We start from the raw sequence: 24,960 nt of genomic DNA on the forward strand, positions 1-24,960 counted from the left end.
TTCAGGATGATGGGCTCAGCGCGTCTTGCGGGCTTTCAGCGCCGTGAAGACGGGCGCGGGGACGAAGGCGCCGACATCGCCGCCCATGGCCGCGATCTGGCGGACCAATGTGGCGGTAATGGGCCGCGAGGCGACGCCCGCCGGCAGGAAGACGGTCTGCACGTCGCTCGCCATCTGGCGGTTCATGCCGGCCATCTGCATTTCATAGTCGAGATCCGTGCCGTCGCGCAGGCCGCGGATGAGCAGGCGCGCGCCGTGCTCGCGCGCGGCATCGACGACGAGATTGGAGAAGGAGACGACGCTGACATCCCCTGCCCGCGCCGGCAGCGCCTCGGCGATCGATCGGCGGATGAGGTCCGCGCGCTCCTCGAAGGAGAAGAGCGGTGTCTTGCCGGGATGGATGCCGATCGCGACGATGACCTTCGGCGCCACGTTCAGCGCCTGCACCAGGACGTCGATATGGCCGTTGGTGATCGGATCGAAAGAGCCAGGGTAGAAGGCGACTGTCATCGGCAGGGTCCCGTTTGCCGCCTTTTGTCACGGACGGCCCCTTTCCGCAAGGGCGCGGCCTGTCGCAACCCGCACTGTCCCCTGCCAAGAACATGAACGCGGCATGAACGGGCCGTTCAAGACCATTTCAGGCGCGGCATGTCTAAATGGCAGCATCGAAGCCGGGAACAAAAGACGCGTCCGCGCATTCTCCCCGTCGAATACACTGAAACAAGTAATGCGTTTCCTCTGGCTTGAAGGAACACGAAAATGGCTCTGGCTCTACTCTGCATGACGATGTTCATCGCCCTTACCGCCGCAACGATCCATGCGTTGCGGGAAGAGGATCGCCCGGCAGCGCCGAAGATCGCCGGGCGCGGCAAGTGGCTGCACTGAGCGGGTATGGCACCATGGCCGCGCTCACCATCGTCTTCACGCTCTTCATCAGCGTCGTCTTCACCTTCGACTTCGCGCACACGATCCTGGATCTGAAACGGGATCGCGCCGCCCTGAAGGCGGCCAGGCTGAAAACCCAAGCAGGCGGCTTCGGCGTCTGAGAACGTCTCCCTGCGGCAAGCGCCCCTCCGCGCATGGCTGCCGCAGCACGTATGCCGCCGTCAGAGCGGGTAGCCTTTCCTCCGGGCTGCCCGCACAAATGAAAAGCCGGACGGTCGTTCCCTGCCCGTCCGGCTTTTTCGTCTTCAGAAGAAGAGGCCTTATTCCTCGGCAGGAGGCGTTCCCTCGGCGGAGTCGACATCGCCTTCCATGGCGATCCCGTCCGTCTCGTCATCGTCGCCTTCCGGCTCGCTGATGCGCTCGACCGAGACGACCTTCTCGTCCTTTGCCGTGGAGAAGATGGTGACGCCCTTCGTGGCGCGGCTGGCGACGCGGATACCGTCGACCGGCACGCGGATCAACTGGCCGCCGTCGGAGACGAGCATCAGCTGGTCCTTCTCCTCGACCGGGAAGGCGGCGACGAGTTCGCCGATCTCGCTGGTCTTCGAGGTGTCGGTGGCGCGGATGCCCTTGCCGCCGCGGCCGGAGGTGCGGAAATCGTAGGACGACGACCGCTTGCCAAAACCCTTCTGCGAGACGGTGAGGACGAACTGTTCGCGCGCCCTGAGTTCCTGGTAGCGCTCGTCCGTGAGATCGCCGACTTCGCCGACCTCCTCGCCGACCAGCGCGATATCCTCCTCGTCGACGCCGCTGGCGCGGCGTTCGGCGGCGGAGCGCTTCAGATAGGCGGCGCGCTCCCAGGGCTCGGCCGCGACATGGCTGACGATCGTCATCGAGATGATGCGGTCGCCGCTGCCAAGCGAGATGCCGCGCACGCCGACCGAGTTGCGGCCGGCGAAGACACGCACGTCGTCGACCGGGAAGCGGATGCACTGGCCGAGCGCCGTCGTCAGCAGCACGTCGTCATGCTCCGTGCAGGTCTCGACATTGAGGATCTCGTCGCCCTCTTCCTCCAGCTTCATCGCGATCTTGCCGTTGCGGTTGACCTGGACGAAGTCGGAGAGCTTGTTGCGGCGCACCGTGCCGCGGGTCGTCGAGAACATGACGTCGAGGTTTTCCCACGTCGTCTCGTCCTCGGGCAGCGGCATGATGGTGGTGATGCGCTCGCCGGGGTTCAGCGGCAGCATGTTGATCAGCGCCTTGCCCTTGGACTGCGGCGTGCCGATCGGCAGGCGCCAGACCTTTTCCTTGTAGACGATGCCGCGCGAGGAGAAGAACAGGACGGGCGTGTGCGTGTTGGCGACGAAGAGGCGGGTGGCGAAATCCTCGTCCTTCATGGCCATGCCCGAACGGCCCTTGCCGCCGCGGCGCTGCGCGCGGTAGGTGGCGAGCGGCACGCGCTTGACGTAGCCGGCATGCGATACGGTGACGACCATGTCCTCGCGGGCGATCAGGTCCTCGTCGTCCATGTCGGGACCGCCCTCGGCGATCTCGGTGCGGCGCGGCGTGCCGAACTCGTCGCGCACGGCGATGAGCTCGTCCTTGACGATGTTCATCATGCGCAGGCGCGAGGAGAGGATATCGAGGTAGTCCTTGATCTCCTCGCCGATCTTGTTGAGTTCCTCGTCGATCTCGTCGCGGCCGAGGGCCGTGAGGCGGGCGAGGCGCAGTTCGAGGATCGCACGGGCCTGCTCTTCGGAAAGATTGTAGGTCAGGTCCTCGTTGATGCGGTGGCGCGGGTCGTCGATGAGGCGGATCAGCGCATCGACGTCCTTGGCCGGCCAGCGGCGCTCCATCAACTGCTCGCGCGCCGTCTGCGGATCGGGCGCGCGGCGGATGAGGTTGATCACCTCGTCGATATTGGCGACGGCGATGGCGAGGCCGACCAAGACGTGGGCGCGGTCGCGCGCCTTGCGCAGCAGATACTTCGTGCGGCGGCTGACGACCTCCTCGCGGAAGGCGACGAAGGCGCGCAGCATGTCGAGCAGCGTCATCTGCTCCGGCTTGCCGCCGTTCAGCGCCACCATGTTGCAGCCGAAGGAGGTCTGCAGCGGCGTGTAGCGATAAAGCTGGTTGAGGATGACCTCGGCATTGGCGTCGCGCTTCAATTCGATGACGACGCGGTAGCCCTGGCGGTCGGATTCGTCGCGCAGGTCCGAGATGCCCTCGATGCGCTTGTCGCGCACCAGTTCGGCCATCTTCTCGATCATCGACGACTTGTTCACCTGGAAGGGAACTTCCGTGACGATGATCTGCTCGCGGTCGCCCCGCATCGGCTCGATATGGGCGCGCCCGCGCATGATGACGGAGCCGCGGCCTGTCTCATAGGCCTGGCGGATGCCGGCGCGACCGAGGATCAGCGCACCGGTCGGGAAGTCCGGCCCGGGAATGTACTGCATCAGGTCGAGCAGCTCGATTGCCGGATTGTCGATCAGCGCGATGCAGCCGTTGATGACTTCGGAGAGGTTGTGCGGCGGAATGTTCGTCGCCATGCCGACGGCGATGCCGCCCGCGCCGTTGACGAGCAGGTTCGGGAACTTCGCCGGAACGACGACCGGCTCGCTCATCGTGCCGTCGTAGTTGTCGCGGAAGCTGACCGTTTCCTTGTCGAGGTCGTCGAGCAGCGAATGGGCGGCCTTTTCCAGGCGGCATTCCGTGTAGCGCTGGGCCGCCGGCGGGTCGCCGTCGATGGAGCCGAAATTGCCCTGGCCGTCGATCAGCGGCAGGCGGAGCGACCAGTCCTGCGCCATGCGCGCCAGCGCGTCGTAGATCGCCGCGTCGCCGTGCGGATGGTATTTACCCATCACGTCACCGGTCACGCGCGCCGACTTCACGTATTTCTTGTTCCAGTCGACGCCCATCTCGCTCATCGAGTAGAGGATGCGCCGGTGAACGGGCTTCAGGCCGTCGCGTACATCGGGCAGCGCGCGGGACACGATCACGCTCATGGCGTAGTCGAGATAGGACCGCTGCATTTCCTCGATGATGGAGATGGGCTCAATGCCGGGAGGGTTCTTGCCGCCGGGTGTCGATTGTTCTGTCAATTTCGGTCACGATCGTTGTTCAGAATCACAAGGGAATTTTATAGCCTACCGGCGCTGGAAGCGCCAATTTCGCAGGGGGTTTTGAACAGGCTTTTCCAAGTAAAATCCGCCTATTTGCGCATTTTCATGGCCGTGGCGCCGCATACGTCCGGCCGCCCTTCCCTTGCACGGCGCCCTACCCTAACAATAACCGGACAAGGCCGGGACAAATCGGCCGCGCAACGGCGAGGGGAACGCCCGACATGCTCAACATCGATCTTCTGGTCAATGCGATCACGACCCTGCTCGTGACCATCGATCCGCCGGGCCTCGCCCCGATCTTCCTCGGCCTCACGGTCGGCATGACGCGCCCGCAGCGCACGCAGGTGGCGCTGCGCGGCTCGCTCATCGCCTTCTGCATCCTCGCCGTCTTCGCGCTGACGGGCTCCGGCGTTCTGTCGCTGCTCGGCATCTCCATCGGCGCCTTCCGCATCGCCGGCGGCCTGCTCCTGTTCTGGATCGCCTTCGAGATGATCTTCGAGCGCCGCAACGAGCGCAAGGAAAAGACCAGCGAGGTGGCGATCACCCGCGACCACATCCACAACATCGCCGTCTTCCCGCTCGCCCTGCCGCTGATCGCCGGCCCCGGCGCGATCTCCGCGACAATCCTCACCTCCGGCTCCTTCCCCTCGGCGCTTGAGCGCGTCGCCCTCATCGGCGTCATCGCGCTCTGCCTCGTCATCCTGTTCATGTCGCTGGTCATCGCCGAGCGCATCGACCGCTTCCTCGGCAAGACCGGCCGCGCGATCCTGACGCGCCTGCTCGGCGTCATCCTCGCGGCGCTGGCGGTGCAGTTTGTGGTGGACGGGGTGAAGTCCGCTTTCGCGCTCTGAAGGCGCAGCGATCGCCGTCCGCGAAAACGAAGCGGGCGCGGATCGCTGCACGCGTCCGCGCCCGGATCATGCCGAGAAAGGCAAAGGGGAACGATCAGAACGGGATGTCGTCATCCATGTCGCGCGAGAGCGAGCCGCTCGAACGGCTTGCACCGCCACCGGCGCCACCGCCCTGGGACGGGCGCGAGCCGTAGTCGTCGTAGCTCGGCGCGCCGCCGCCGAGATCGCCGCCGCCCCGCCGCTCGCCGCCGCCTTCGCCGCGGCCGTCGAGCATGGTCAGCGTCGAGTTGAAGCCCTGCAGCACGACTTCCGTCGAATAGCGGTCGTTACCGGTCTGGTCCTGCCACTTGCGGGTCTGCAGCGCGCCCTCGATATAGAGCTTGGCGCCCTTCTTCACATATTGCTCGACGACCTTGCACAGGCCCTCGTTGAAGACGACGACATTGTGCCATTCGGTCTTCTCGCGGCGTTCGCCGCTGTTGCGGTCGCGCCAGGTCTCGGACGTGGCGATGCGCAGGTTGGCGATCGGCCGACCGTCCTGCGTGCGCCGGATTTCCGGGTCCGCCCCGACATTGCCGATCAAGATCACCTTGTTGACGCTTCCAGCCATACCCGTATTTCCCGTTTTTGCACCGGGCGCTCGCTGCCCGGCATCATCTCACTACACGAATGCGGCATCTTATAAGCTGCCGCGCGCCCGCGCCGCCCCGCATGAGCGGTAATCCACAGATCAATTGCAAAAATTCGTTCTTTTTTTGTTCTAATAATTCCCTACACTCTTGTCAACCGAATCGGAAACGGGCACGGAATTCTCAGACCCGCGCATGGACATGGCCCATCCCGTCCCTACATAGGGGCCGGACCCCGCACCGATGCGCAACGACCTTTGACGCTGGATACGATGAGCGAACTCAAGACCATTTCCATTCGCGGCGCGCGCGAACACAATCTCAAGGGCATCGATCTCGACCTGCCCCGCAACAAGCTGATCGTCATGACCGGGCTTTCGGGCTCGGGCAAGTCGTCGCTCGCCTTCGACACGATCTATGCCGAGGGCCAGCGGCGCTATGTCGAGAGCCTTTCGGCCTATGCACGGCAGTTCCTGGAGATGATGCAGAAGCCGGACGTCGACCAGATCGACGGCCTGTCGCCGGCCATCTCCATCGAGCAGAAGACGACCTCGAAGAACCCGCGCTCGACCGTCGGCACGGTCACCGAGATCTACGACTACATGCGCCTGCTTTTCGCGCGCGTCGGCGTTCCCTATTCGCCGGCGACGGGCCTGCCGATCGAGAGCCAGACGGTCAGCCAGATGGTCGACCGCGTCATCGATTTCGGCGAAGGCACGCGCCTCTACATCCTCGCGCCCATCGTGCGCGGCCGCAAGGGCGAGTACAGGAAGGAACTCGCCGAGCTGATGAAGAAGGGCTTCCAGCGCGTCAAGGTCGACGGCCAGTTCTACGAGATCGCCGACGTGCCCGCGCTCGACAAGAAGTACAAGCACGACATCGACGTGGTGGTCGACCGCGTCGTGGTGCGGGCCGACCTTTCCTCGCGCCTCGCCGACAGCCTGGAGACCTGCCTGAAGCTCGCCGAGGGCCTCGCCATCGCCGAATTCGCCGACAAGCCGCTGCCGGTCGAGGAGACGGCGGCCGGCGGCTCGGCCAACAAGTCGCTGAACGACACGCATGAGCGCGTGCTGTTTTCCGAAAAGTTCGCCTGCCCTGTCTCCGGCTTCACCATCCCCGAGATCGAGCCGCGCCTCTTCTCGTTCAACAACCCGTTCGGCGCCTGCCCGACCTGCGACGGCCTCGGCAGCCAGCAGAAGATCGACCCGGACCTCATCGTGCCCGAGGCGGAGCGCACGCTGCGCGACGGGGCCATCGCGCCCTGGGCCAAATCCTCCTCGCCCTACTACAACCAGACGCTGGAGGCGCTCGGCGCCGCCTACGGCTTCAAGCTCTCCAACCGCTGGTCGGAACTGTCGGAAGCCGCGCAGGGCGCCATCCTCAACGGCACGAAGGAGAAGATCGAGTTCAACTACAAGGACGGCGCGCGCTCCTACAAGACGGTGAAGACCTTCGAGGGCATCGTGCCGAACCTCGAAAGGCGCTGGAAGGAGACCGACAGCGCATGGTCGCGTGAAGAAATCGAGCGCTACATGTCGGCCGCGCCCTGCCCGGCCTGCAGCGGCTTCCGCCTGAAGCCCGAGGCGCTGGCGGTGAAGATCAACAGGCTGCATATCGGCGAGGCGACGGCCATGTCGATCCGCGTGGCGCGCGACTGGTTCGAGGCGCTGCCGGGCCACCTCAACGCCAAGCAGAACGAGATCGCCGTCCGCATCCTGAAAGAAATCCGCGAGCGCCTGCGCTTCCTCAACGATGTCGGCCTCGAATATCTTTCGCTCTCGCGCAATTCCGGCACGCTGTCGGGCGGCGAGAGCCAGCGCATCCGCCTCGCCTCGCAGATCGGCTCGGGCCTGACGGGCGTGCTCTACGTGCTGGACGAGCCCTCGATCGGCCTGCACCAGCGCGACAATGCGCGCCTGCTCGACACGCTGCGGCACCTGCGCGACATCGGCAACACGGTGATCGTCGTGGAGCATGACGAGGACGCGATCCTGACGGCGGACTACGTGGTCGATATCGGTCCGGCCGCGGGCATCCACGGCGGCGAGGTGATCGCGCAGGGCACGCCCGGCGAGGTCATCGCCAACCCGGCCTCGCTGACCGGCCAGTATCTCTCCGGTGCGCTTTCCGTCGCGGTTCCCGCGGAACGGCGCAAGCCGAAGAAGAAGAAGGAAATCAAGGTCGTCGGTGCGAAGGCCAACAATCTGAAGAACGTCACCGCGTCGATCCCGCTCGGCGTCTTCACGGCGGTGACGGGCGTTTCGGGCGGCGGCAAGTCGACCTTCCTCATCGAGACGCTCTACAAGTCGGCCGCCCGCCGCATCATGGGCGCGCGCGAAATCCCCGCCGAGCACGAGCGGATCGACGGTTTCGAATATATCGACAAGGTCATCGACATCGACCAGTCGCCGATCGGCCGCACGCCGCGCTCCAACCCGGCGACCTATACCGGCGCCTTCACGCCGATCCGCGACTGGTTCGCCGGGCTTCCGGAGGCGAAAGCCCGCGGCTACCAGCCCGGCCGCTTTTCCTTCAACGTCAAGGGCGGGCGCTGCGAGGCTTGCCAGGGCGACGGCGTCATCAAGATCGAGATGCACTTCCTGCCCGACGTCTACGTCACCTGCGACGTCTGCCACGGCAAGCGCTACAACCGCGAAACGCTCGACGTCACCTTCAAGGGCAAGTCGATCGCCGACGTGCTCGACATGACGGTGGAGGAAGGCGTCGAGTTCTTCGCCGCCGTGCCGGCGGTGCGCGACAAGCTGACGACGCTGAACCAGGTGGGCCTTGGCTATATCAAGGTCGGCCAGCAGGCGAACACGCTGTCGGGCGGCGAGGCGCAGCGCGTCAAGCTCGCCAAGGAACTGTCGAAGCGCTCGACCGGCCGCACGCTCTACATCCTCGACGAGCCGACGACGGGCCTGCACTTCCATGACGTGGCCAAGCTGCTCGAAGTGCTGCACGAACTGGTCAACCAGGGCAATTCGGTCGTCGTCATCGAGCACAATCTGGAGGTCATCAAGACCGCCGACTGGATCATCGACTTCGGCCCCGAGGGCGGCGACGGCGGCGGCGAGGTGATCGCGGAAGGCACGCCGGAAGACGTGGTGAAGGTGAAGCGCTCCTATACCGGCCATTTCCTCAAGGAGCTGCTGGAGCGCCGGCCGATCAAGACGGTGGCGGCGGAGTAGCCCCATGATCCTGATCGGCCAGTACGATTCGTCCTTCGTGCGCCGCGTGGGCATCGCGCTGCGGCTCTACGATCTCCCCTTCGAGCATCGGCCCTGGTCGGTGTTCGGCGAAGGCGACAAGGTGCAGGCGCTCAACCCGCTGATGCGCGTGCCGACGCTGGTGCTGGACGACGGCGACGTGGTGGCCGACAGCCCGTCGATCCTCGATCATCTCGACGGCCTCGTGCCGCCGGAACGCCGCCTGCTGCCGCAGGCCGAGCCCGAGCGGCGGCAGGCGCTGAGGGTGATGGCCTTCGCGACCGGCCTTGCCGACAAGGGCGTCAGCCTGTTCTACGAATTGCACCTGCACGAGGCGCCCTCGGCCTTCTTCGTCGAGCGCTGCCGCGCGCAGATCTCGGCCGTGCTGGCCGCGCTGGAGGCCGAGCGTGCCGCGCGGCCGCAACCCTACTGGTTCGGCCGCCTCAGCCATGCGGATATCGCGGTCGCCTGCGCCTTGCGGCATGTCGGCGAGGCCCATCCCGGTCTCGTCGATCCGGCGGCCTGTCCGGCGCTTGCCGCCCATTGCGCCCGCATGGAGGCGCTGCCGGTGTTTTTGGAGATTTCGCAGCCCTTCGTCGCGCCCGCCTGAGGCGCGCCGCCATCCGTCTGTCGAGGAGGACTGACATGAGCACATCCGGCACCATCCGAACCGGCATCGGCGGCTGGACCTTCGATCCCTGGGAAGGCACGTTCTACCCGGAGAAGCTGCCGAAGAAGCGGCAACTGGAATTCGCCAGCCGCGAACTGACAGCCATCGAGGTGAACGGCACCTATTACGGCTCGCAGAAGCCGGAGACCTTCGCCAAATGGGCGGCCGAGGTGCCGGACGGCTTCATCTTCTCGCTGAAGGCGAGCCGCTTCACGACCAACCGCAAGGTCCTGGCCGAGGGCGGCGAGTCGGTTCAGAAATTCCTGACGCAGGGCCTCACCGAGCTTGGCGACCGCCTCGGCCCCATCCTCTGGCAGTTCCCGCCGACGAAGAAATTCGAGCCGGAGGATTTCGAGGGTTTTTTGAAGCTCCTGCCGGAAAAGCTAGACGGCCTGCCCCTGAAGCATGCGCTGGAAGTGCGCAACGAGACGTTCATGACGCCCGACTTCGCAGCGCTTGTCCGCAAATACAACATGGCGATCGTCTATGCGCAGCACGAGGACTATCCCGAGATCGCCGACGTGACGGCCGATTTCGTCTATGCCCGCCTGCAGAAGGGCTCCGACGACATCAAGACCTGCTATCCGGAAAAGGCCCTCGGCGAATGGGCGACGCGGCTCAAGGACTGGGCCGGCGGCGGAGAACCGGAGGACCTGCCGAAGATCGACCCGGACAGCAAGCCGGCGAAAAGGCCGCGCGATGTCTTCGCCTTCTTCATCACCTCGGGCAAGGTGAACGCGCCGAACGGCGCGCGCGAATTGCAGCGGCGCGCCGGCTGAGGCCGACCTAGAGCATTTCCGGCGAACTCCGGTTCACCGGAAATGCTCTAGATTCTTGTTTTTACCGCATTATCCGACGTCGAAGCGACCTCGCTTCGACTGGAAATGCTCTAGCGCGGCAAGGGCGGAACGGCGCCCGGCAGATCCTCCGCCGTCAGGCCCTCGCCGGCGATCCGGCCCGCCTCGCCGTGGCGCCAGACGGCGCTGGCGGCGGCTTCGAAGGCGGGCATGCCCTGGGCGAGATGGGCGCCGACGATGCCGGCGAGCACGTCGCCCGAGCCGGCCGTCGCGAGCCAGGGCGGCGCGTTCGCGTTGACGAGGACCCGGCCGTCCGGCGCGGCGATCGCCGTATCGGCGCCCTTGAGGATCAGGATGCCGTTGCTTCGCGCGGCCGCCTCGCGGGCGCGGTCGATCTTCGACAGGGTTTCGTCCGCCGCAAGATCCGGGAAGAGACGGGCGAATTCGCCGTCATGCGGCGTCAGCACCAGCCGGGGGCTTCCCTCGGAAAACTGCAGGAAGAGCGCGGCGGGATCGTCGCGGAAGGCGCTGATGCCGTCGGCATCGAGCACGAGGCGGCGGCCGCTCTCGGCCAGCAGCCGCACATAGTCCCTCGCCCGCCTGCCGTCGCCGAAGCCGGGGCCGAGCACGAAGGTCTCCATCCGCCGATCCTCCAGCAGGGCCGAAAGGTCGGCGCCGCCGTCGACGGGCTTCAGCATCGCCGCGGTCAGGTGCGCGGCATTGGTGGAAAGCGCTTCGCGCGGCGAGAGCAGCGTGACGAGGCCGGCGCCGGCGCGAAGGCCGGCATCGGCGGAGAGGCGCGCGGCGCCCGTCGCCGCCGCCGGGCCGGAGAAGACGGCAAGGTGTCCGCGCCCGTATTTGTGGGTCCCGCCGTCCGGCGCGGGCAGCGCGAGGCGCCAGATCGCCGGTACGTTCACCCGCATGTGATCCGCATGGCGGGCGAGCAGGCGCGCGGGGATGCCGATGTCGAAGACTTCGAGATCGCCCGCCAGGCTGCGGCCGGGCAGCAGCAGGTGGCCGGGCTTGCGGCACATGAAGGTGACGGTCGCGGCGGCCTCGAAGGCCGCGCCCCGCACCTGCCCGGTCCGCCCGTCGACGCCGGACGGCAGGTCCACGGCCAGCACGGGCAGGATCGCCTTGCGGCACACCGTCTCGATGAGGTCGGCAACGGCCGGCGGCACGTCGCGCGACAGGCCCGCGCCGAACAGCGCGTCGACGACGACGTCGCCCGGCCGGGGCACGTAGGCGGCAAGCGGCGCGACGGCGCCGGAAAACCGGGCGAAGGCGGTCGCGGCATCCCCCGTCAGCGCCCCGGTGTCCCCCAGCGCATGGACCGCGACCACAGCCCCCGCCGCCTGCAGGGCGCGGGCGGCGACATAGCCGTCGCCGCCATTGTTGCCGGGGCCGCACAGCACGGCAAAGCGCAGCGCGCCGGGAAAGCGGCGCAGCGCGGCGGCGGCGACCGCCTGTCCCGCCCGCTCCATCAGGCCGCAGCTCGAAAGGTTAAGGGCGGCGGCGCGGTCGATCCGGCCCATCTCCTCGGGCGTGACGATGAGTGTGTCGAGGTCCTTGTGCATGCCGACACCATGCGCGCAAAGCGATGGCGCAGACAAGCCCGGGGATCGATCCGGCGCAAAGCCCGTTTTTTAAGCATCTGCATATTCGATATGCTCAAATTTGCAGCTTTAGGCGGCAATTCCGCCGACCCCGCCGCGCGCGGCCGCCGCCCGGCGTTGAAAGTGACATTTTTTAGGCAAATTCCGCTGGCCCTTTTGCCCGGAAAGCCGCATCATCCGCCGCGTGAGGACGGGCAGGATCGCCGGAGAAGCGGATTTCATCCGCGACGACAGGCATCCTGCTTCAAGTTGGCATGATACATGCATTTGGGTAGGCAGCGCGCGCAAAACGGGCGCAAACGCAAGAAGCGGAGAGACATTTCCTCATGAAAAAGATCGAAGCGATCATCAAGCCCTTCAAGCTCGACGAAGTGAAGGAAGCCCTCCAGGAAGTCGGCCTGCAGGGCATCACCGTCACCGAGGCGAAGGGCTTTGGACGCCAAAAGGGTCACACGGAGCTTTACCGTGGCGCCGAATACGTCGTCGACTTTCTGCCCAAGGTGAAGGTCGAGGTCGTTCTGGCGGACGAAAATGCGGAGGCCGTCATCGAGGCGATCCGCAACGCGGCCCAGACGGGCCGCATAGGCGATGGCAAGATCTTTGTCTCCAACGTCGAGGAAGTCATTCGCATCCGCACCGGCGAAACCGGCGTCGACGCCATCTAATCCCGCCCGGCCATCCGGCCGCGGCTTCCATCTCGTCATCTCACACAGGGACCCCATACAATGACGACTGCCAATGAAATCCTCAAGCAGATCAAGGAAAACGACGTCAAGTTCGTCGACCTGCGCTTCACCGACCCGCGCGGCAAGATGCATCACGTCACGATGGACGTCGGTTGCGTCGACGAAGACATGTTCGCCGACGGCGTCATGTTCGACGGTTCCTCGATCGGCGGCTGGAAGGCGATCAACGAGTCCGACATGGTGCTGATGCCCGATCCGGCCACCGTGCACATGGACCCGTTCTTCGCGCAGTCCACCATGGTCGTCATGTGCGACATCCTCGACCCGGTCTCGGGCGAGAGCTACAACCGCGACCCGCGCGGCACGGCCAAGAAGGCGGAAGCCTATCTCAAGGCCTCGGGCATCGGCGACACGGTCTATGCCGGCCCGGAACCGGAATTCTTCGTCTTCGACGACGTCAAGTACAAGGCCGACCCATACAATACCGGCTTCAAGCTGGACAGCTCGGAGCTGCCGTCGAACGACGACACCGACTACGAGACCGGCAACCTCGGCCATCGCCCGCGCGTCAAGGGCGGCTACTTCCCGGTTCCGCCGGTCGACAGCTGCCAGGACATGCGCTCGGAAATGCTGACGGTCCTCACCGAGATGGGCGTCACCGTCGAGAAGCAGCACCATGAAGTGGCCGCCGCCCAGCACGAGCTCGGCGTCAAGTTCGACACGCTGGTGCGCAGCGCCGACAAGGTGCAGATCTACAAGTACGTCGTGCACCAGGTCGCCAATGCCTACGGCAAGACGGCCACCTTCATGCCGAAGCCGATCTTCGGCGACAACGGCTCGGGCATGCACGTCCATCTGTCGATCTGGAAGGATTCCAAGCCGCAGTTCGCCGGCGACGAATATGCCGGCCTGTCGGAATCGTGCCTCTACTTCATCGGCGGCATCATCAAGCACGCCAAGGCGATCAACGCCTTCACCAACCCGACGACGAACTCCTACAAGCGTCTCGTCCCGGGCTATGAGGCGCCGGTCCTGCTCGCCTACTCGGCCCGCAACCGCTCGGCCTCCTGCCGCATCCCGTTCGGCACGGGTCCGAAGTCCAAGCGCGTCGAGATCCGCTTCCCCGACCCGCTCGGCAACCCCTATCTCGGCTTCGCCGCCATGCTGATGGCCGGCCTCGACGGCATCAAGAACAAGATCCATCCCGGCAAGGCCATGGACAAGGATCTCTACGACCTGCCGCCGAAGGAACTGAAGAAGATCCCGACCGTCTGCGCCTCGCTGCGCGAAGCGCTGGAAAGCCTCGACAAGGACCGCAAGTTCCTGACCGCCGGCGGCGTGTTCGACGACGACCAGATCGATTCCTACCTCGAACTGAAGATGGTGGAAGTCATGCGTTTCGAAATGACCCCGCACCCGGTCGAGTTCGACATGTACTACTCCGCCTGAGCGGCGGCGGTTTCAAACGAAGAACCCGGCCTCAGGCCGGGTTTTTTGTTTGTCGGAAGGTTTCGGGTGGGACGTGGATCCTCGGGTCAAGCCCGAGGATGACGCAGGAAGGGATGCCGAGCAAAACAAGCGGACATGCCCTATGCCGCACCGTTCGATAGGCGGCCAACCTCTCCTCCCCGTCATCCTCGGGCTTGACCCGAGGATCCAAGCCGCGTCGGATGCCGGAAGCGAAGAATATTCGTCTACGGCTGGAGCCGCTGCTTGAGCAGGTTGAGATATTCCTCGTTGCTGTCGTCGGCGGCACGGGAGGCGGCGGCGGGCGCCTTGCAGGCGGGCTTGTAGTCGAGCGCCATGCCGGCCTTCACGCAGACGCCGACCTTCCAGCCGGGCGGCAGCGCGGTGAGGTCCACCGTCTTCCATTTCGGGTGGCCCGTCGCCTTCAGCTTGTCGAGGCCGGTGACGATGAGGTTGGAGAAGTCCGCCACCGTCTTGCAGCTGTCGCGATGGTAGGCGTTGCGCTTGATGTCGTAGTCGTAGGTCATCATCACGGCCTTGACGGCGATGAGGTCGACCGGCTCGTCCTGGAAGGAATAGGTGCCAGGCTCGATGCGCGAGGGCGTATAGGTGGCCAGCAGCGGCGCCTCGGTGATCGGCACGAGGTGGAATTTCGCCTTGTCGATCGCGTTGCCGGTGAAGAGCGAGGCCGGCGCGCCGGCGACGTAGAAGAAGGCGTCGATCTCGCCGGAGAGAAGCTTCGGCAGCGCCTCGTCCGGGTTGATGTCCAGCCGCGCGCCGGCCTTGACCTGCAGGATGTCCATGATGAGCGTGGCGGTGAGGAAAGTGCCCGAATCCTTCTTGCCGACCGCCACCTTCTTGCCCGCGAGGTCCTTCAGGCCCGCAATGTCGGTGCGGGCGAGGACGTGGATCTCCTCGTTGTAGAGCGGGAACATGATGCGCACGCCCTTGACCGCCTTCTGCACCTCGGGGTCGTTCTTCTCGAAGGTCTTCAGGTATTCGAGCACGTCGCTCTGCACGATGCCGAACTGGGTGTTGCGCCGGTTGCGCACGCCGACGAAGTTTTCGAGCGAGCCGGCGCTTTCCAAGACATTGAGCGTCTGGCCGCATTCGGCGCCGAGCGCGGCAATGTCGCGGCCGATCTTGATATAGGTGCCCTGCGGGCCTCCCGTCATGATGTTGCGCTCGAAATCCGCGGCGAAAGCGCCTGCGCCTGAAAGCGCCAGGCCGAGCGCGGCCAAAAGAACAGATCGCTTCATTCCTGGTCTCCCTTAGAGGACGGGTTCACGGTTACGGCTCAGCAGTCGCTGTCGAGGTCGCGCATCAGGTTTCGCAGCGCGAGGACCGGAACGCGCCGGAAGACGCCGCCGAGCGCGCTGGTCACGCATTCGCCCGCCGCAAGCGAGCGTTCGAGCTGGTCGCGCTGCACGCTGGTGAGGGTATCGAGGCCGGGGGTCTCCCGCATCGCCTCGGCCACGCGCGCGCCGTTGCGCGGATCGAGAGGCTGGATGGCGACGTCCCGGGCGGCATCGCCGGTCACCTTCTTTTCCGGCACCGTCTTCCTGCCGTTGTCGTTCGGCTCCTTCGGCAGCGCCATGCAGCTTGCCGCTTCCAGCGCCTCGACCTGCCCCGTCAGCGCCTTGGTCCGCTCGCCGAGGGCGGCGATCTCCTTGTCCTTGCGGCCGATCTCGTCCTCGAGCGCCGGCAGGTCCTTCGTGCGCAGCGTTTCCTCGGCTTTACGCGCCTTGTCGAGTTCCGCGCGGAGGCCTGCGGCCTCGGCCTTCAGGCCCTCGGCCTCCGCGCCACGCGCGGTGGCCTGCTGCGTGCAGGTCTTTTCGAGGCCGGCGAGCCTGTCGGCCTGGAGCGAGAGCTTGCGCTCGCGGTCCTTGACGGCCTCCTCGGCCGTCTTCCGCCCCGCCTCGGCATCCGCGACGCGCTGGCCGAGCAGCTGGAGCTTGTCTTCCAGCGCGGGCACGATCTCCTGCGCAAGCTTCGCGCGTTCGGCGGCGATCGCCGCGACGTCCGGATCCGACGCGCCCGCATCCTTGCGCAAGGCGTCGAGCTGGCGCTTGAGCGCGTCGTTCTCCGCGACGAGCGCCTGCGTGTTGCCGCTGTTCTCCGCGACCTGCGCGGCGCGGGCGTCGAGTTCGCGCGCAAGGTCGGCGATGCGCTTGTCGCGCGTATCGAGTTCGCTTTGCGGGATTGCGTCGTCCATCAGGCGGAAGGCGCCATAGCCGCCGGCCGCGCCGAGCGCCAGGCAGACCACGGAGGCGAACAGGATGCCCCCCATGCCGCTGCCTGCCGACGGTCCGCCGCCGCTCCTGCCCCATTGATTGTTCATGCCATCCGACCCAGCTGAAACGCCCCTTTCGAGGTACGCCGAAACCACCCGTGGCGCAAGCGCGCCACCTGCCCTGATAAAGACGTGCGAGACCGCCGAACTATTGATGTTTCGGCGTATTTACCCAAATATAAGTGGAAAGGTAGGTACGCCATGAAAATGCGTAACGCAAAATTTGCCATTGGCGACATCGTCCGCCACCGGGTGTTCCCCTTCCGTGGCGTGGTCTTCGATGTCGATCCGGAATTCGCCAACACGGAGGAATGGTGGAACGCCATTCCCGCCGAAATCCGGCCGTCGAAGGACCAGCCGTTCTATCATCTCTTCGCAGAGAACGAGGATACGGAATACGTCGCCTACGTCTCCGAGCAGAACCTCGTACCCGACGAAAGCGGCCAGCCGATCCGCCATCCGCAGGTGCGCGCCCTGATGGACGTGGAGCAGGGCCACTACCGCTGGAAGGAACAGAGCGGCATCTTCCACTAGCCGCCAACAAAAAACCCGGCCTATGGCCGGGTTTTTCGTAGTCTTGCGAAGCGCTTACTGGCTCTTGGCGGCCTTCTGGGCCTCTTCGAGCTTCTTGCGGGCTTCTTCCGCCTTCTTCTGCATTTCTTCCTGCAGCAGGCGCTGGCGCTCTTCGAGCTGCGACTGTTCGATCGGCTCGCCGTCGAAGACGCCGGTGAAGCCTTCGAGCGAGATCTTGATCGGGTTCGGCGCGCGCTGGAAGTTGACCGAGGTGAGCACGAGTTCGCCGCCCTTCTTGAGGCTGCCGATCATCTGGTCGGTCAGCGGCACTTCGGCGACGCACTTGTCGGGCATGCAGATGGCGTAGTCGAGCTTCTGGGCCTTGCCGCCGTCGATCTGCATCTGGACGCCCGGCGGGATCAGGCGGGCGCTCGGCACGGAGACCTGCATGATCTTGCGGTTCGTCTTGCCGGAAACGGTGATGAGGCCGACCGCGGTGATGAGCTGGCCGCTGTTGGCCGCCAGCAGGTTCTGCACGATGCAGACGTCGTTGTCTTCCTGCTTGGTGCAGACCTTGAACCAGCCCTTCGGCGGCAGCGCCGACTGCTGCTGTGCCAGCGAGGCGGAAGGAGCGGCCGCCAGGGCAACGGAAGCAGCGAAGGCGGAAAGCACGGTCCGCTTGATGAGGTGCGATGTGAAGATCATGACGATTTCGGTCTCCTGAAAATCCGGTGCCGGAGCGACAGCGCCCCTTGGGTCCCTTTCGGGCGATTTGGTCAGCCGTGCGCTCTCCTGTCGGCGAAATGAGGCATTTGCATGACCCGCTTCGGGGAACCCTGTTACAATGGGCCGCGCCGCATATCCAGCCTTTCTTGACGAAATTCCCGCGCACATTCGATTTCGCCGGCCCGCCACGCTGCCGTCCCGTTCCGAGCGCGTATAATGGACGAGAATCATCCGGACCCCACAAGGAGACCCCGTTGCGCCCCTTGCTTACGGCCTTTGCCGCCTGCCTTCTCGCCTTGCCCGCCAGCTTCGCCCATGCCGCCCCGGTTCACGGCATCGCCATGCACGGCGAGCCGGCCCTGCCGGCGGACTACAAGCATTTCAGCTATGTCGATCCGGACGTGAAGAAGGGCGGGCGCATCTCCTACGGCGTCGTCGGCACCTTCGACAGCCTCAACCCCTTCATCCTGAAAAGCATGCGCACCACGGCGCGCGGCATGTGGGACCCGGAATTCGGCAATCTCGTCTACGAATCGCTGATGGCGCGCTCGCGCGACGAGGCCTTCACCATGTACGGCCTTCTCGCCGAAAGCGTGGAATGGGACGACGACCGCAGCTTCGTCGAATTCCATCTCAATCCGAAGGCGCGCTGGGCGGACGGAAAGCCCGTGACGCCCGAGGACGTCATCTTCACCTTCGAGCTGATGCGCGACAAGGGCCGCGCGCCCTTCAGCCTGCGCCTGAACAGCGTGGGGAAACTGGAGAAGACCGGCGCGCACAGCGTCCGCTTCACCTTCAACGAGAAGGGCGACCGCGAGGCGCCGCTCCTCATCGCGCTGTCGCCGATCCTGCCGAAGCACGCGACGGACGTGGAGAGCTTCGACCGGTCGTCGCTCGCCTTCCCGCTCGGCTCCGGCCCCTACAAGGTCAAGGCCGTGAAGCCCGGCGAGCGCATCGTCTACGAGCGCGATCCGAACTACTGGGGCAAGGACATTCCCTCGAAGATCGGCTTCGACAATTACGACGAGATCTCGGTGGAGTATTTCCTGCAGGACAATTCGCTGTTCGAGGCCTTCAAGAAGGGGGCGATCGACGTCTACCAGGAAGGCAACCCGACGAAATGGGCGCGCGGCTACGATTTCCCCGCGGTCCAGTCCGGCACGGTCATCAAGGATGCCGTCAAGTCGAAGCTGCCGCCGGTCATGTTCGGCTTCGTCTTCAACACGCGGCGACCGGTCTTCCAGAACACGGAGTTGCGCAAGGCGCTGCTCTATGCCTTCGATTTCGAATGGGTCAACCGCACCCTGTTCGAGAACGCCTATACGCGCACGGAAAGCTTCTGGCAGAACACCGAACTGTCGTCGATGAACGCGCCGGTCGATGCGCGCGAGCGCGAAATCCTCGGCGAGGCCGTGAACCGGATCGATCCGGCCATCCTCGACGGCACTTACCGCCTGCCGGTGACCGACGGCTCGGGCCGCGACCGCAAGGTGCTGCGCGAGGCGATGAACCACTTCAAGAATGCCGGCTATTCCATCAAGGACGGCCGGATGGTCGATGCGTCGGGCACGCCGCTCGCCTTCGAGATCATGACGCAGAACGCCGACCAGGAAAAACTCGCCCTCGCCTACCAGCGCTTCCTCGCCGCGCTCGGCATCCATATCACCCTCAGGACCGTCGACGATTCGCAGTACCAGAGCCGCAGCCAGACCTTCGACTACGACGTCATCATGAAGGCCTTCCTCTCGTCCCTGTCGCCTGGCCTCGAACAGGTGCGGCGCTGGGGATCGCGGGCCCGCGACGCGGAAGGCAGCGAGAGCTTCGCCGGCGTCGCCGATCCCGACCTCGACCGCGTCATGGCCGCCATCCTGTCCGCCCGCACGGCGGAGGATTTTCGCTCGGCCGTCAGGGCCCAGGACAGGATGCTGCTGTCCGGCAACTATATCGTGCCGCTCTATCATCTCGGCGAGCAATGGATCGCGCGCAACAAGCACATCGGCCGGCCGCAGACGACGCCGCTCTGGGGGTTCCAGCTTCCGGCCTGGTGGGATGAAAAGGCGCAATGAAAAGAGGCCATCCCCAGAATTGGGGTTACCTCCAGGTAACCTGTTGAAAGCCGCGGCTAGCCGGCCTATCTCGGCGGTAAGATGTGACACTGTCGCGCAGCCCTCCAGACGTGGCCGTGCGGCGGCCGGGATTGTCCGGCGCTTGAAAGGAAACCCGGATGGAAGCCATAACGATCGATGTCGTCTCCGATGTCGTCTGCCCCTGGTGCTACCTCGGCAAGAAGCGGCTCGACCAGGCGATCGAAGCCGTCAAGGAGGACCTTGCGGTCGCCGTGACGTTCCGCCCCTACCAGCTCAATCCCGACATGCCGGCGGACGGCGTCGACCACAAGAAGCACCTTGCCGAGAAGCTCGGCGGCGAGGAGGCCGTCACGCGCGCCCATGAGATGCTGGCCGGCCTCGGCCGGGAAGCCGGCATCGATTTCGACTTTCCCGCGGTGAAGATCAGCCCGAACACGCTCGATGCCCACCGCCTCCTGCGCTGGGCGATGATCGAAGGGCCCGAGGTGCAGCACCGCGCCGCGGTCGCCCTCTTCAAGGCCTATTTCGAGGACGGCCGCAATGTCGGCGACCGCGCCGTCCTGCTCGACATCGCCGAAGCCTGCGGCATGGACCGGGCCGTCGTCACCGCCCTCTTCTCGGCCGGCGCGGACGTCGATTCGGTCAAGGAGGAGATCGGCATGGCCCGCGACATGGGCGTGACGGGCGTGCCCTGCTTCATCATCGACAACAAATATGCCGTGATGGGCGCACAGTCGGTCGACGTGCTGGCCAACGCATTCCGCGAGATCGCGGCCCTGAAGGCGCAGGAGCGCGTCGGGAAGAACTGAGGGGCAACCTTGCCCCCCGGCCTCACGCTCCGGTGGCCATGAAGGAGGGGCGGGCCTTGACCTGCTCCCACCAGGCCAGGATTTCCGGAAATTCCGTAACGAGCGCGGCCCCTTCCGGTGCTCTTTCGAACAGGGCGAACATCGGTGCGGCGTGAAAATCGGCGAGCGATGGCGCCGCTCCCCCCAGCCAGTTCCCCCCACCGAGCAGGATCGAGAGCGCCGCAAGGAAGGTGCGCGTCTTTTCAAGTCCCGTGGCGACAAGTTCCTCGTCCGCGGACCTCTTCTCCGTGCGCTGGACATAGACGTCCCACACCATCGGCCGATAGGCATAGTTGTCCAACATGGCGATGATCTGGTTCATCCGCGCCCGCTCACGCACGCCGCGCGGCTGGAGCGTCGGGCCGGTAAAGGCCTCGTCCACATAGCGGGTAATGGCACTCGTCTCGTAGAGGCAGAATCCGTCATGGTCGAAGGCGGGAATGCGACCGAAGGGATGCCTTGCCCGGTAGCCCGTCGGCAATCCGTCCTCGGCGAACACATCGACCGGCACGAGATCGTAGGGCACGCCCTTTTCGTGAAGGGCGATCCGCACGATACGGACATAGACGCTGTAGGCGGCGCCGTAGACGGTGACGGCAGACATCTTCATCCTCCCTCCCATCCGGGCGCCACGCACCTATTGCTTCGCCAGCCCCGCAAGCTGCGTCATCACCTGCGCCGCGCCCGTCAGGCGCTTTTCCGGCGTTGGGTAGTCGCGGGAGAGGAACAGGCTCTGGTCCGCCCGGATTTTTACCAGCGTACCCTGCTTGGCGATGTAGCCGACCAAAGCCGCCGGGTTGGGGAATTCCTTGTGGCGGAACTGCACCACGACACCCTTTGGCCCCGCATCGAGTTTCTCGACATTGGCCATCCGGCAGAGCGACTTGATGTAGACGATCTTGAGCAGGTGCTGCACCTCGATCGGCAACGGGCCGAAGCGGTCGATGAGTTCGGCGCCGAAGGCATCGATATCGCCGAGTTCGGTGATCTCGCCGAGGCGGCGGTAGAGGCCGAGGCGCAGGTGCAGGTCCGGCACGTAGTCGTCGGGGATCATGACAGGGGTGCCGACGGAGATCTGCGGCGACCAGCCGGTGTCCGTGACCTCCTCGTCGCCCTTGATCTCGGCGACGGCCTCTTCGAGCATCTGCTGGTAAAGCTCGAAGCCGACCTCCTTGATATGGCCGGACTGTTCCTCGCCGAGCAGATTGCCGGCGCCGCGGATATCGAGGTCGTGGCTGGCGAGCTGGAAGCCCGCGCCGAGCGTGTCGAGCGATTGCAGCACCTTCAGGCGCCGTTCGGCCGTGCCCGTCAGCGTGCGGTTGACCGGCAGCGTCAGAAGCGCGAAGGCGCGCACCTTCGACCGGCCGACGCGGCCGCGCAGCTGGTAGAGCTGGGCGAGGCCGAACATGTCGGCGCGGTGGATGATCATCGTGTTCGCCGTCGGCACGTCGAGGCCGGATTCGACGATGGTCGTCGAGAGCAGCACGTCGTAGCGGCCCTCGTAGAAGGCGTTCATGATGTCTTCGAGTTCGGTCGCCGGCATCTGGCCGTGCGCGACGGCAACCTTCAGCTCCGGCACATCCTGGCGCAGGAAGTCGTGAATTTCCGATAAGTCGCTGACGCGCGGGCAGACGTAAAAACTCTGGCCGCCGCGATAGTGTTCGCGCATCAAGGTCTCGCGGATGACCAATGGGTCGAAGGGCGAGATGAAGGTGCGCACCGCCATGCGGTCGACCGGCGGCGTAGTGATGAGCGAGAGTTCGCGCACGCCCGTCATGGCGAGCTGCAGGGTGCGCGGGATGGGCGTCGCCGAGAGCGTGAGGACGTGCACGTCGCTCTTCAGCTCCTTCAGCCGCTCCTTGTGCTTCACGCCGAAATGCTGCTCCTCGTCGATGATCAGGAGGCCGAGATTGGCGAATTTGATGGAACCTCCGAGCAGCGCATGGGTGCCGACGACGATATCCGTCTTGCCCTCGGACAATTCCTTCTTGGTCAGCGCCAGTTCCTTGGAGCCGACGAGGCGGGAGGCCTGCTGCACGCGGATGGGCAGGCCGCGGAATCGATCGGAGAAGGTCTTGAAATGCTGGCGGGCGAGCAGCGTCGTCGGCACGACGACGGCGACCTGCACGCCGTTCATCGCCGCGATGAAGGCGGCGCGCAGCGCCACCTCGGTCTTGCCGAAGCCGACGTCGCCGCACACGAGCCGATCCATCGGCCGGCCGGCGCCAAGGTCCTCGCGCACGGCATCGATGGCGTTCGCCTGGTCGTCGGTCTCGTCATAGGGGAAGCGGGCGGCGAACTCGTCGTAGACGCCCTCCGTCGAGACGAGCACCGGCGCATGGCGCACGAGACGGGCGGCGGCGATCTGGATGAGCCCGCCGGCCATGTCGAGCAGGCGCTTCTTCAGCTTGGCCTTGCGCGCCTGCCAGGCGACGCCGCCGAGCTTGTCGAGCAGCGCATCCGTGCCCTCGCCGCCGTAGCGCGAGAGCAGGTCGATGTTTTCCACCGGCAGGAAGAGTTTCGCCTCGTCCGCATAGACGAGTTCGAGGCAGGCATGCGGCGCGCCGGCGGCCTCGATGGTTCTGAGGCCGACGAAGCGGCCGATGCCGTGCTCGGCGTGGACGACGATCGAGCCCTCGTCGAGGCCGGCGACCTCGGTGATAAAATCGGCGCCGCGCTTGCGCCGCTTCGAGCGCCGCACCATGCGGTCGCCCAGAATATCCTGCTCGCCGATGACGACGACGTCGCCGGCCTCGAAGCCGCTTTCGAGGCTGAGCACGGCCGAACCCGCCTCGCCCGGCTTCAGCTTGCGCAGATCGGAGAATTTCCCGACCGGCACGACATTGCCGAGACCGTGTTCGGCCAGCACCTGCAGGAGGCGGTCGAGCGAGCCTTCCGACCAGCCCGTCACCAGCACTTTTGCGCCGGAGGCGCGCTTGTCGGCGATGTGCTTGACCGCCTGGTCGAAGACGTTGACGCGGGCGCTGTCGGCATCCTCGCTGCCGGAAGGCCGCGCCCAGCGCATGCCGGGCCGCGCGGCGACGGTCTCGACATGCCGCGCCTCGCCCTCGTGCTCGTTGAAGGGCGAGAGGCGGATGGCGGCGCGCTCGTCGAGGTCGCGGGCGAAGCGTTCCGCGTCGAGATAGAGGAGGCCCGGCGGCACCGGCTTGTAGGGCGTCGCCTGCGTCACCTGGCCCTTGCCGGGCGTCGCGGACGCCACGCGGGCGTCATAATAGTCGCGCACGAGGCGGGAGCGCTCAACGGCCGCCTCCCGCACCGTATGGTCCGTGACGATACGGAAGCCGGCGAGATAGTCGAAGGCGGTTTCGAGGCCGTCGTAGAACAGCGGCAGCCAATGCTCCATGCCGGCATAGCGCCGCCCCTCGGAAACGGCCTGGTAGAGCGCGTCGTCGCGCGTGGCCGCGCCGAAGGAGGAGAGGTAGTGTTTTCGGAAATGCGAGATCGTCTCCGGCGTCAGCGTCACCTCGCTCATCGGGTTGAGGTCGAGGGAGCGCGCCTGGCCGGTCGTGCGCTGGCTGGCGGGATCGAAGGAGCGGATGCTCTCCAGCGTGTCGCCGAAGAAATCGAGGCGCACCGGCTCAAGGCTGCCGGGTACGAAGACGTCCAGGATGCCGCCGCGAACGGCATATTCGCCAACCTCGCGCACCGTCGCCACGCGCTCGAAGCCATTACGCTCCAGCCGGGCGGCAATGTCGTCCATGCGCACCTGGTTGCCGGGGCGGGCGGAGAAGGCAAGGCCTTCGATGACGTCGCGCGGCGCCGTCTTCTGCAGCATAGCGTTGACGGTGACGAGCACGATGGCCGCATGCGGCTTCTTCTGGTGGGCGATCAGCGCGGAAAGCGCCGACAGGCGCCGTGCGGAGACTTCCGCGCTCGGCGAAACGCGGTCATAGGGCAAACAGTCCCAGCCCGGCAGGGTCAGGACCGGAATGTCGGGCGCGACGAAGCCGAGCATCTGTTCGAGATCGGAGATGCGCTGGCCGTCCGACAGCACATAGGCGAGCGGGCCGCCGGTGCGGGCAAGCTCGGCGAGGATCAGCGGCTCGACGCCGGACGGCACGGCGCCGATGGTCAACGGCCGGCCGGCGGCCGCAATGCGTTCGGGGGAAAAACCGGGGATCATGGGCGGTCGTCTTTGAAGAGCGGCGAGAAATCGGGGCGATAGGCGGCGATGCGCGGGAAGAGGCCGTCGCGGAACGCGTCGGGCACCGGCTTTTCGCCCGTCACCCACTTGATGAGGTCGTTGTCCTCCTCAGCCATGATGCGCTCCAGCTCGTCGAGCTCGATCTCGGAAAGCGTATCGATCTCGGCATCGGCGAAGCCGCCAAGCACCAGGTCCATCTCGCGGATGCCGCGATGCCAGCAGCGGAAGAGGATGCGCTTGCGGCGCGGGTCGATCTCGGCGCTGGAGCGGGTCGTTCCCGTCATGATCGTGCTCGCTTTTCTTTCACGGAGATGTAATTCCGCGTTTCTATAGACCGGCAAAAGCCGCTTGTCAGCCTTGCCAAAGCGTCCCGGTCCGGCGATTTTGGCCGCC

Annotated in this window: 21 protein-coding genes; 11 read left to right on the forward strand and 10 right to left on the reverse strand. The window is 65.6% G+C overall.

Annotated elements, in window-relative coordinates; all coding sequences use genetic code 11:
• Positions 1-15: 15 nt before the first annotated feature.
• Positions 16-510, reverse strand: coding sequence for a pantetheine-phosphate adenylyltransferase (gene coaD / locus AB3G45_RS16250; RefSeq protein WP_367831559.1), 495 nt, complete (start codon positions 508-510; stop codon positions 16-18).
• Between the two features lie 249 nt (positions 511-759).
• Between coaD and AB3G45_RS16255 the strand changes: the two genes are divergently transcribed.
• Together AB3G45_RS16255 and AB3G45_RS16260 are read left to right on the forward strand one after the other, a co-directional pair.
• Positions 760-885, forward strand: a complete 126-nt coding sequence (locus tag AB3G45_RS16255) for a hypothetical protein (protein WP_367831560.1) — start codon at positions 760-762, stop codon at positions 883-885.
• Positions 873-1,046, forward strand: coding sequence for a hypothetical protein (locus AB3G45_RS16260; protein ID WP_367831561.1), 174 nt, complete (start codon positions 873-875; stop codon positions 1,044-1,046). The genes AB3G45_RS16255 and AB3G45_RS16260 overlap by 13 nt, the downstream gene beginning before the upstream one ends.
• Before the next feature lie 159 nt (positions 1,047-1,205).
• Here the strand turns inward: AB3G45_RS16260 and gyrA are convergent, their stop codons facing one another.
• On the reverse strand, positions 1,206-3,989 hold the full coding sequence (gene gyrA / locus AB3G45_RS16265; RefSeq protein ID WP_367831562.1) for a DNA gyrase subunit A: 2,784 nt from the start codon (positions 3,987-3,989) through the stop codon (positions 1,206-1,208).
• Between the two features lie 242 nt (positions 3,990-4,231).
• Here gyrA and AB3G45_RS16270 point away from each other — a divergent pair, with 242 nt between their 5' ends.
• Positions 4,232-4,861: a MarC family protein gene (locus tag AB3G45_RS16270; protein WP_367831563.1), complete on the forward strand. Its 630-nt coding sequence runs from the start codon at positions 4,232-4,234 to the stop codon at positions 4,859-4,861.
• A gap of 94 nt (positions 4,862-4,955) precedes the next feature.
• On the opposite strand, the gene AB3G45_RS16275 is transcribed toward AB3G45_RS16270, so the two are convergent.
• On the reverse strand, positions 4,956-5,471 hold the full coding sequence (locus AB3G45_RS16275) for a single-stranded DNA-binding protein (protein ID WP_367831564.1): 516 nt from the start codon (positions 5,469-5,471) through the stop codon (positions 4,956-4,958).
• Positions 5,472-5,762: 291 nt separating this feature from the next.
• On the opposite strand from AB3G45_RS16275, the gene uvrA reads away from it, so the two are divergent.
• The 3 genes from uvrA to AB3G45_RS16290 are packed head-to-tail and all read left to right on the forward strand — an operon-like array spanning position 5,763 to position 10,148.
• Positions 5,763-8,681, forward strand: a complete 2,919-nt coding sequence (gene uvrA, locus AB3G45_RS16280; RefSeq protein WP_367831565.1) for an excinuclease ABC subunit UvrA — start codon at positions 5,763-5,765, stop codon at positions 8,679-8,681.
• A gap of 4 nt (positions 8,682-8,685) precedes the next feature.
• Positions 8,686-9,309, forward strand: coding sequence for a glutathione S-transferase family protein (locus AB3G45_RS16285; RefSeq protein ID WP_367831566.1), 624 nt, complete (start codon positions 8,686-8,688; stop codon positions 9,307-9,309).
• A gap of 35 nt (positions 9,310-9,344) precedes the next feature.
• Positions 9,345-10,148, forward strand: a complete 804-nt coding sequence (locus AB3G45_RS16290) for a DUF72 domain-containing protein (protein WP_367831567.1) — start codon at positions 9,345-9,347, stop codon at positions 10,146-10,148.
• 110 nt (positions 10,149-10,258) lie between these two features.
• Here the strand turns inward: AB3G45_RS16290 and AB3G45_RS16295 are convergent, their stop codons facing one another.
• Positions 10,259-11,743, reverse strand: a complete 1,485-nt coding sequence (locus AB3G45_RS16295; protein ID WP_367831568.1) for an NAD(P)H-hydrate dehydratase — start codon at positions 11,741-11,743, stop codon at positions 10,259-10,261.
• Positions 11,744-12,108: 365 nt separating this feature from the next.
• Between AB3G45_RS16295 and AB3G45_RS16300 the strand changes: the two genes are divergently transcribed.
• Together AB3G45_RS16300 and glnA are read left to right on the forward strand one after the other, a co-directional pair.
• Positions 12,109-12,447: a P-II family nitrogen regulator gene (locus tag AB3G45_RS16300; protein ID WP_003515720.1), complete on the forward strand. Its 339-nt coding sequence runs from the start codon at positions 12,109-12,111 to the stop codon at positions 12,445-12,447.
• 60 nt (positions 12,448-12,507) lie between these two features.
• A complete protein-coding gene (gene glnA, locus AB3G45_RS16305) occupies positions 12,508-13,917 on the forward strand; it encodes a type I glutamate--ammonia ligase (RefSeq protein ID WP_367831569.1) in 1,410 nt (469 codons plus the stop codon).
• A 245-nt stretch (positions 13,918-14,162) separates the two neighbouring features.
• Here glnA and AB3G45_RS16310 read toward each other — a convergent pair whose 3' ends face one another.
• Complete coding sequence (locus tag AB3G45_RS16310; RefSeq protein WP_367831570.1) at positions 14,163-15,194, reverse strand: TAXI family TRAP transporter solute-binding subunit; 1,032 nt, start codon at positions 15,192-15,194, stop codon at positions 14,163-14,165.
• 38 nt (positions 15,195-15,232) lie between these two features.
• A complete protein-coding gene (locus AB3G45_RS16315; protein ID WP_367831571.1) occupies positions 15,233-16,276 on the reverse strand; it encodes a hypothetical protein in 1,044 nt (347 codons plus the stop codon).
• A 153-nt stretch (positions 16,277-16,429) separates the two neighbouring features.
• Here AB3G45_RS16315 and hspQ point away from each other — a divergent pair, with 153 nt between their 5' ends.
• Complete coding sequence (gene hspQ / locus AB3G45_RS16320) at positions 16,430-16,762, forward strand: heat shock protein HspQ (protein ID WP_367831572.1); 333 nt, start codon at positions 16,430-16,432, stop codon at positions 16,760-16,762.
• Positions 16,763-16,816: 54 nt separating this feature from the next.
• Here hspQ and AB3G45_RS16325 read toward each other — a convergent pair whose 3' ends face one another.
• Positions 16,817-17,446, reverse strand: a complete 630-nt coding sequence (locus tag AB3G45_RS16325; protein WP_367831573.1) for an invasion associated locus B family protein — start codon at positions 17,444-17,446, stop codon at positions 16,817-16,819.
• A 284-nt stretch (positions 17,447-17,730) separates the two neighbouring features.
• Between AB3G45_RS16325 and AB3G45_RS16330 the strand changes: the two genes are divergently transcribed.
• Positions 17,731-19,533 (forward strand): extracellular solute-binding protein, encoded by a 1,803-nt coding sequence (locus AB3G45_RS16330; RefSeq protein WP_367833602.1) that lies wholly within the window; start codon positions 17,731-17,733, stop codon positions 19,531-19,533.
• A gap of 158 nt (positions 19,534-19,691) precedes the next feature.
• On the forward strand, positions 19,692-20,363 hold the full coding sequence (locus AB3G45_RS16335; protein WP_367831574.1) for a DsbA family oxidoreductase: 672 nt from the start codon (positions 19,692-19,694) through the stop codon (positions 20,361-20,363).
• 22 nt (positions 20,364-20,385) lie between these two features.
• Here AB3G45_RS16335 and AB3G45_RS16340 read toward each other — a convergent pair whose 3' ends face one another.
• The 3 genes from AB3G45_RS16340 to AB3G45_RS16350 are packed head-to-tail and all read right to left on the reverse strand — an operon-like array spanning position 20,386 to position 24,851.
• Complete coding sequence (locus tag AB3G45_RS16340) at positions 20,386-21,024, reverse strand: glutathione S-transferase family protein (protein WP_367833603.1); 639 nt, start codon at positions 21,022-21,024, stop codon at positions 20,386-20,388.
• Between the two features lie 15 nt (positions 21,025-21,039).
• Positions 21,040-24,546: a transcription-repair coupling factor gene (gene mfd / locus AB3G45_RS16345; protein ID WP_367831575.1), complete on the reverse strand. Its 3,507-nt coding sequence runs from the start codon at positions 24,544-24,546 to the stop codon at positions 21,040-21,042.
• A complete protein-coding gene (locus AB3G45_RS16350) occupies positions 24,543-24,851 on the reverse strand; it encodes a succinate dehydrogenase assembly factor 2 (RefSeq protein WP_367831576.1) in 309 nt (102 codons plus the stop codon). The genes mfd and AB3G45_RS16350 overlap by 4 nt, the downstream gene beginning before the upstream one ends.
• Positions 24,852-24,960 lie beyond the last annotated feature (109 nt).

The organism is Shinella sp. S4-D37, assembly GCF_040812195.1.
Classification (GTDB): Bacteria; Pseudomonadota; Alphaproteobacteria; order Rhizobiales; family Rhizobiaceae; genus Shinella.

Bases quoted from the DNA above. Each gene is read 5' to 3' on its own strand.
- coaD (WP_367831559.1), bottom strand. From the start codon at position 510: ATGACAGTCGCCTTCTACCCTGGCTCTTTCGATCCGATCACCAACGGC.
- AB3G45_RS16255 (WP_367831560.1), top strand. From the start codon at position 760: ATGGCTCTGGCTCTACTCTGCATGACGATGTTCATCGCCCTTACCGCC.
- AB3G45_RS16270 (WP_367831563.1), top strand. From the start codon at position 4,232: ATGCTCAACATCGATCTTCTGGTCAATGCGATCACGACCCTGCTCGTG.
- AB3G45_RS16275 (WP_367831564.1), bottom strand. From the start codon at position 5,471: ATGGCTGGAAGCGTCAACAAGGTGATCTTGATCGGCAATGTCGGGGCG.
- uvrA (WP_367831565.1), top strand. From the start codon at position 5,763: ATGAGCGAACTCAAGACCATTTCCATTCGCGGCGCGCGCGAACACAAT.
- AB3G45_RS16285 (WP_367831566.1), top strand. From the start codon at position 8,686: ATGATCCTGATCGGCCAGTACGATTCGTCCTTCGTGCGCCGCGTGGGC.
- AB3G45_RS16290 (WP_367831567.1), top strand. From the start codon at position 9,345: ATGAGCACATCCGGCACCATCCGAACCGGCATCGGCGGCTGGACCTTC.
- AB3G45_RS16295 (WP_367831568.1), bottom strand. From the start codon at position 11,743: ATGCACAAGGACCTCGACACACTCATCGTCACGCCCGAGGAGATGGGC.
- AB3G45_RS16300 (WP_003515720.1), top strand. From the start codon at position 12,109: ATGAAAAAGATCGAAGCGATCATCAAGCCCTTCAAGCTCGACGAAGTG.
- glnA (WP_367831569.1), top strand. From the start codon at position 12,508: ATGACGACTGCCAATGAAATCCTCAAGCAGATCAAGGAAAACGACGTC.
- AB3G45_RS16310 (WP_367831570.1), bottom strand. From the start codon at position 15,194: ATGAAGCGATCTGTTCTTTTGGCCGCGCTCGGCCTGGCGCTTTCAGGC.
- AB3G45_RS16315 (WP_367831571.1), bottom strand. From the start codon at position 16,276: ATGAACAATCAATGGGGCAGGAGCGGCGGCGGACCGTCGGCAGGCAGC.
- hspQ (WP_367831572.1), top strand. From the start codon at position 16,430: ATGAAAATGCGTAACGCAAAATTTGCCATTGGCGACATCGTCCGCCAC.
- AB3G45_RS16325 (WP_367831573.1), bottom strand. From the start codon at position 17,446: ATGATCTTCACATCGCACCTCATCAAGCGGACCGTGCTTTCCGCCTTC.
- AB3G45_RS16335 (WP_367831574.1), top strand. From the start codon at position 19,692: ATGGAAGCCATAACGATCGATGTCGTCTCCGATGTCGTCTGCCCCTGG.
- AB3G45_RS16340 (WP_367833603.1), bottom strand. From the start codon at position 21,024: ATGGGAGGGAGGATGAAGATGTCTGCCGTCACCGTCTACGGCGCCGCC.
- mfd (WP_367831575.1), bottom strand. From the start codon at position 24,546: ATGATCCCCGGTTTTTCCCCCGAACGCATTGCGGCCGCCGGCCGGCCG.
- AB3G45_RS16350 (WP_367831576.1), bottom strand. From the start codon at position 24,851: ATGACGGGAACGACCCGCTCCAGCGCCGAGATCGACCCGCGCCGCAAG.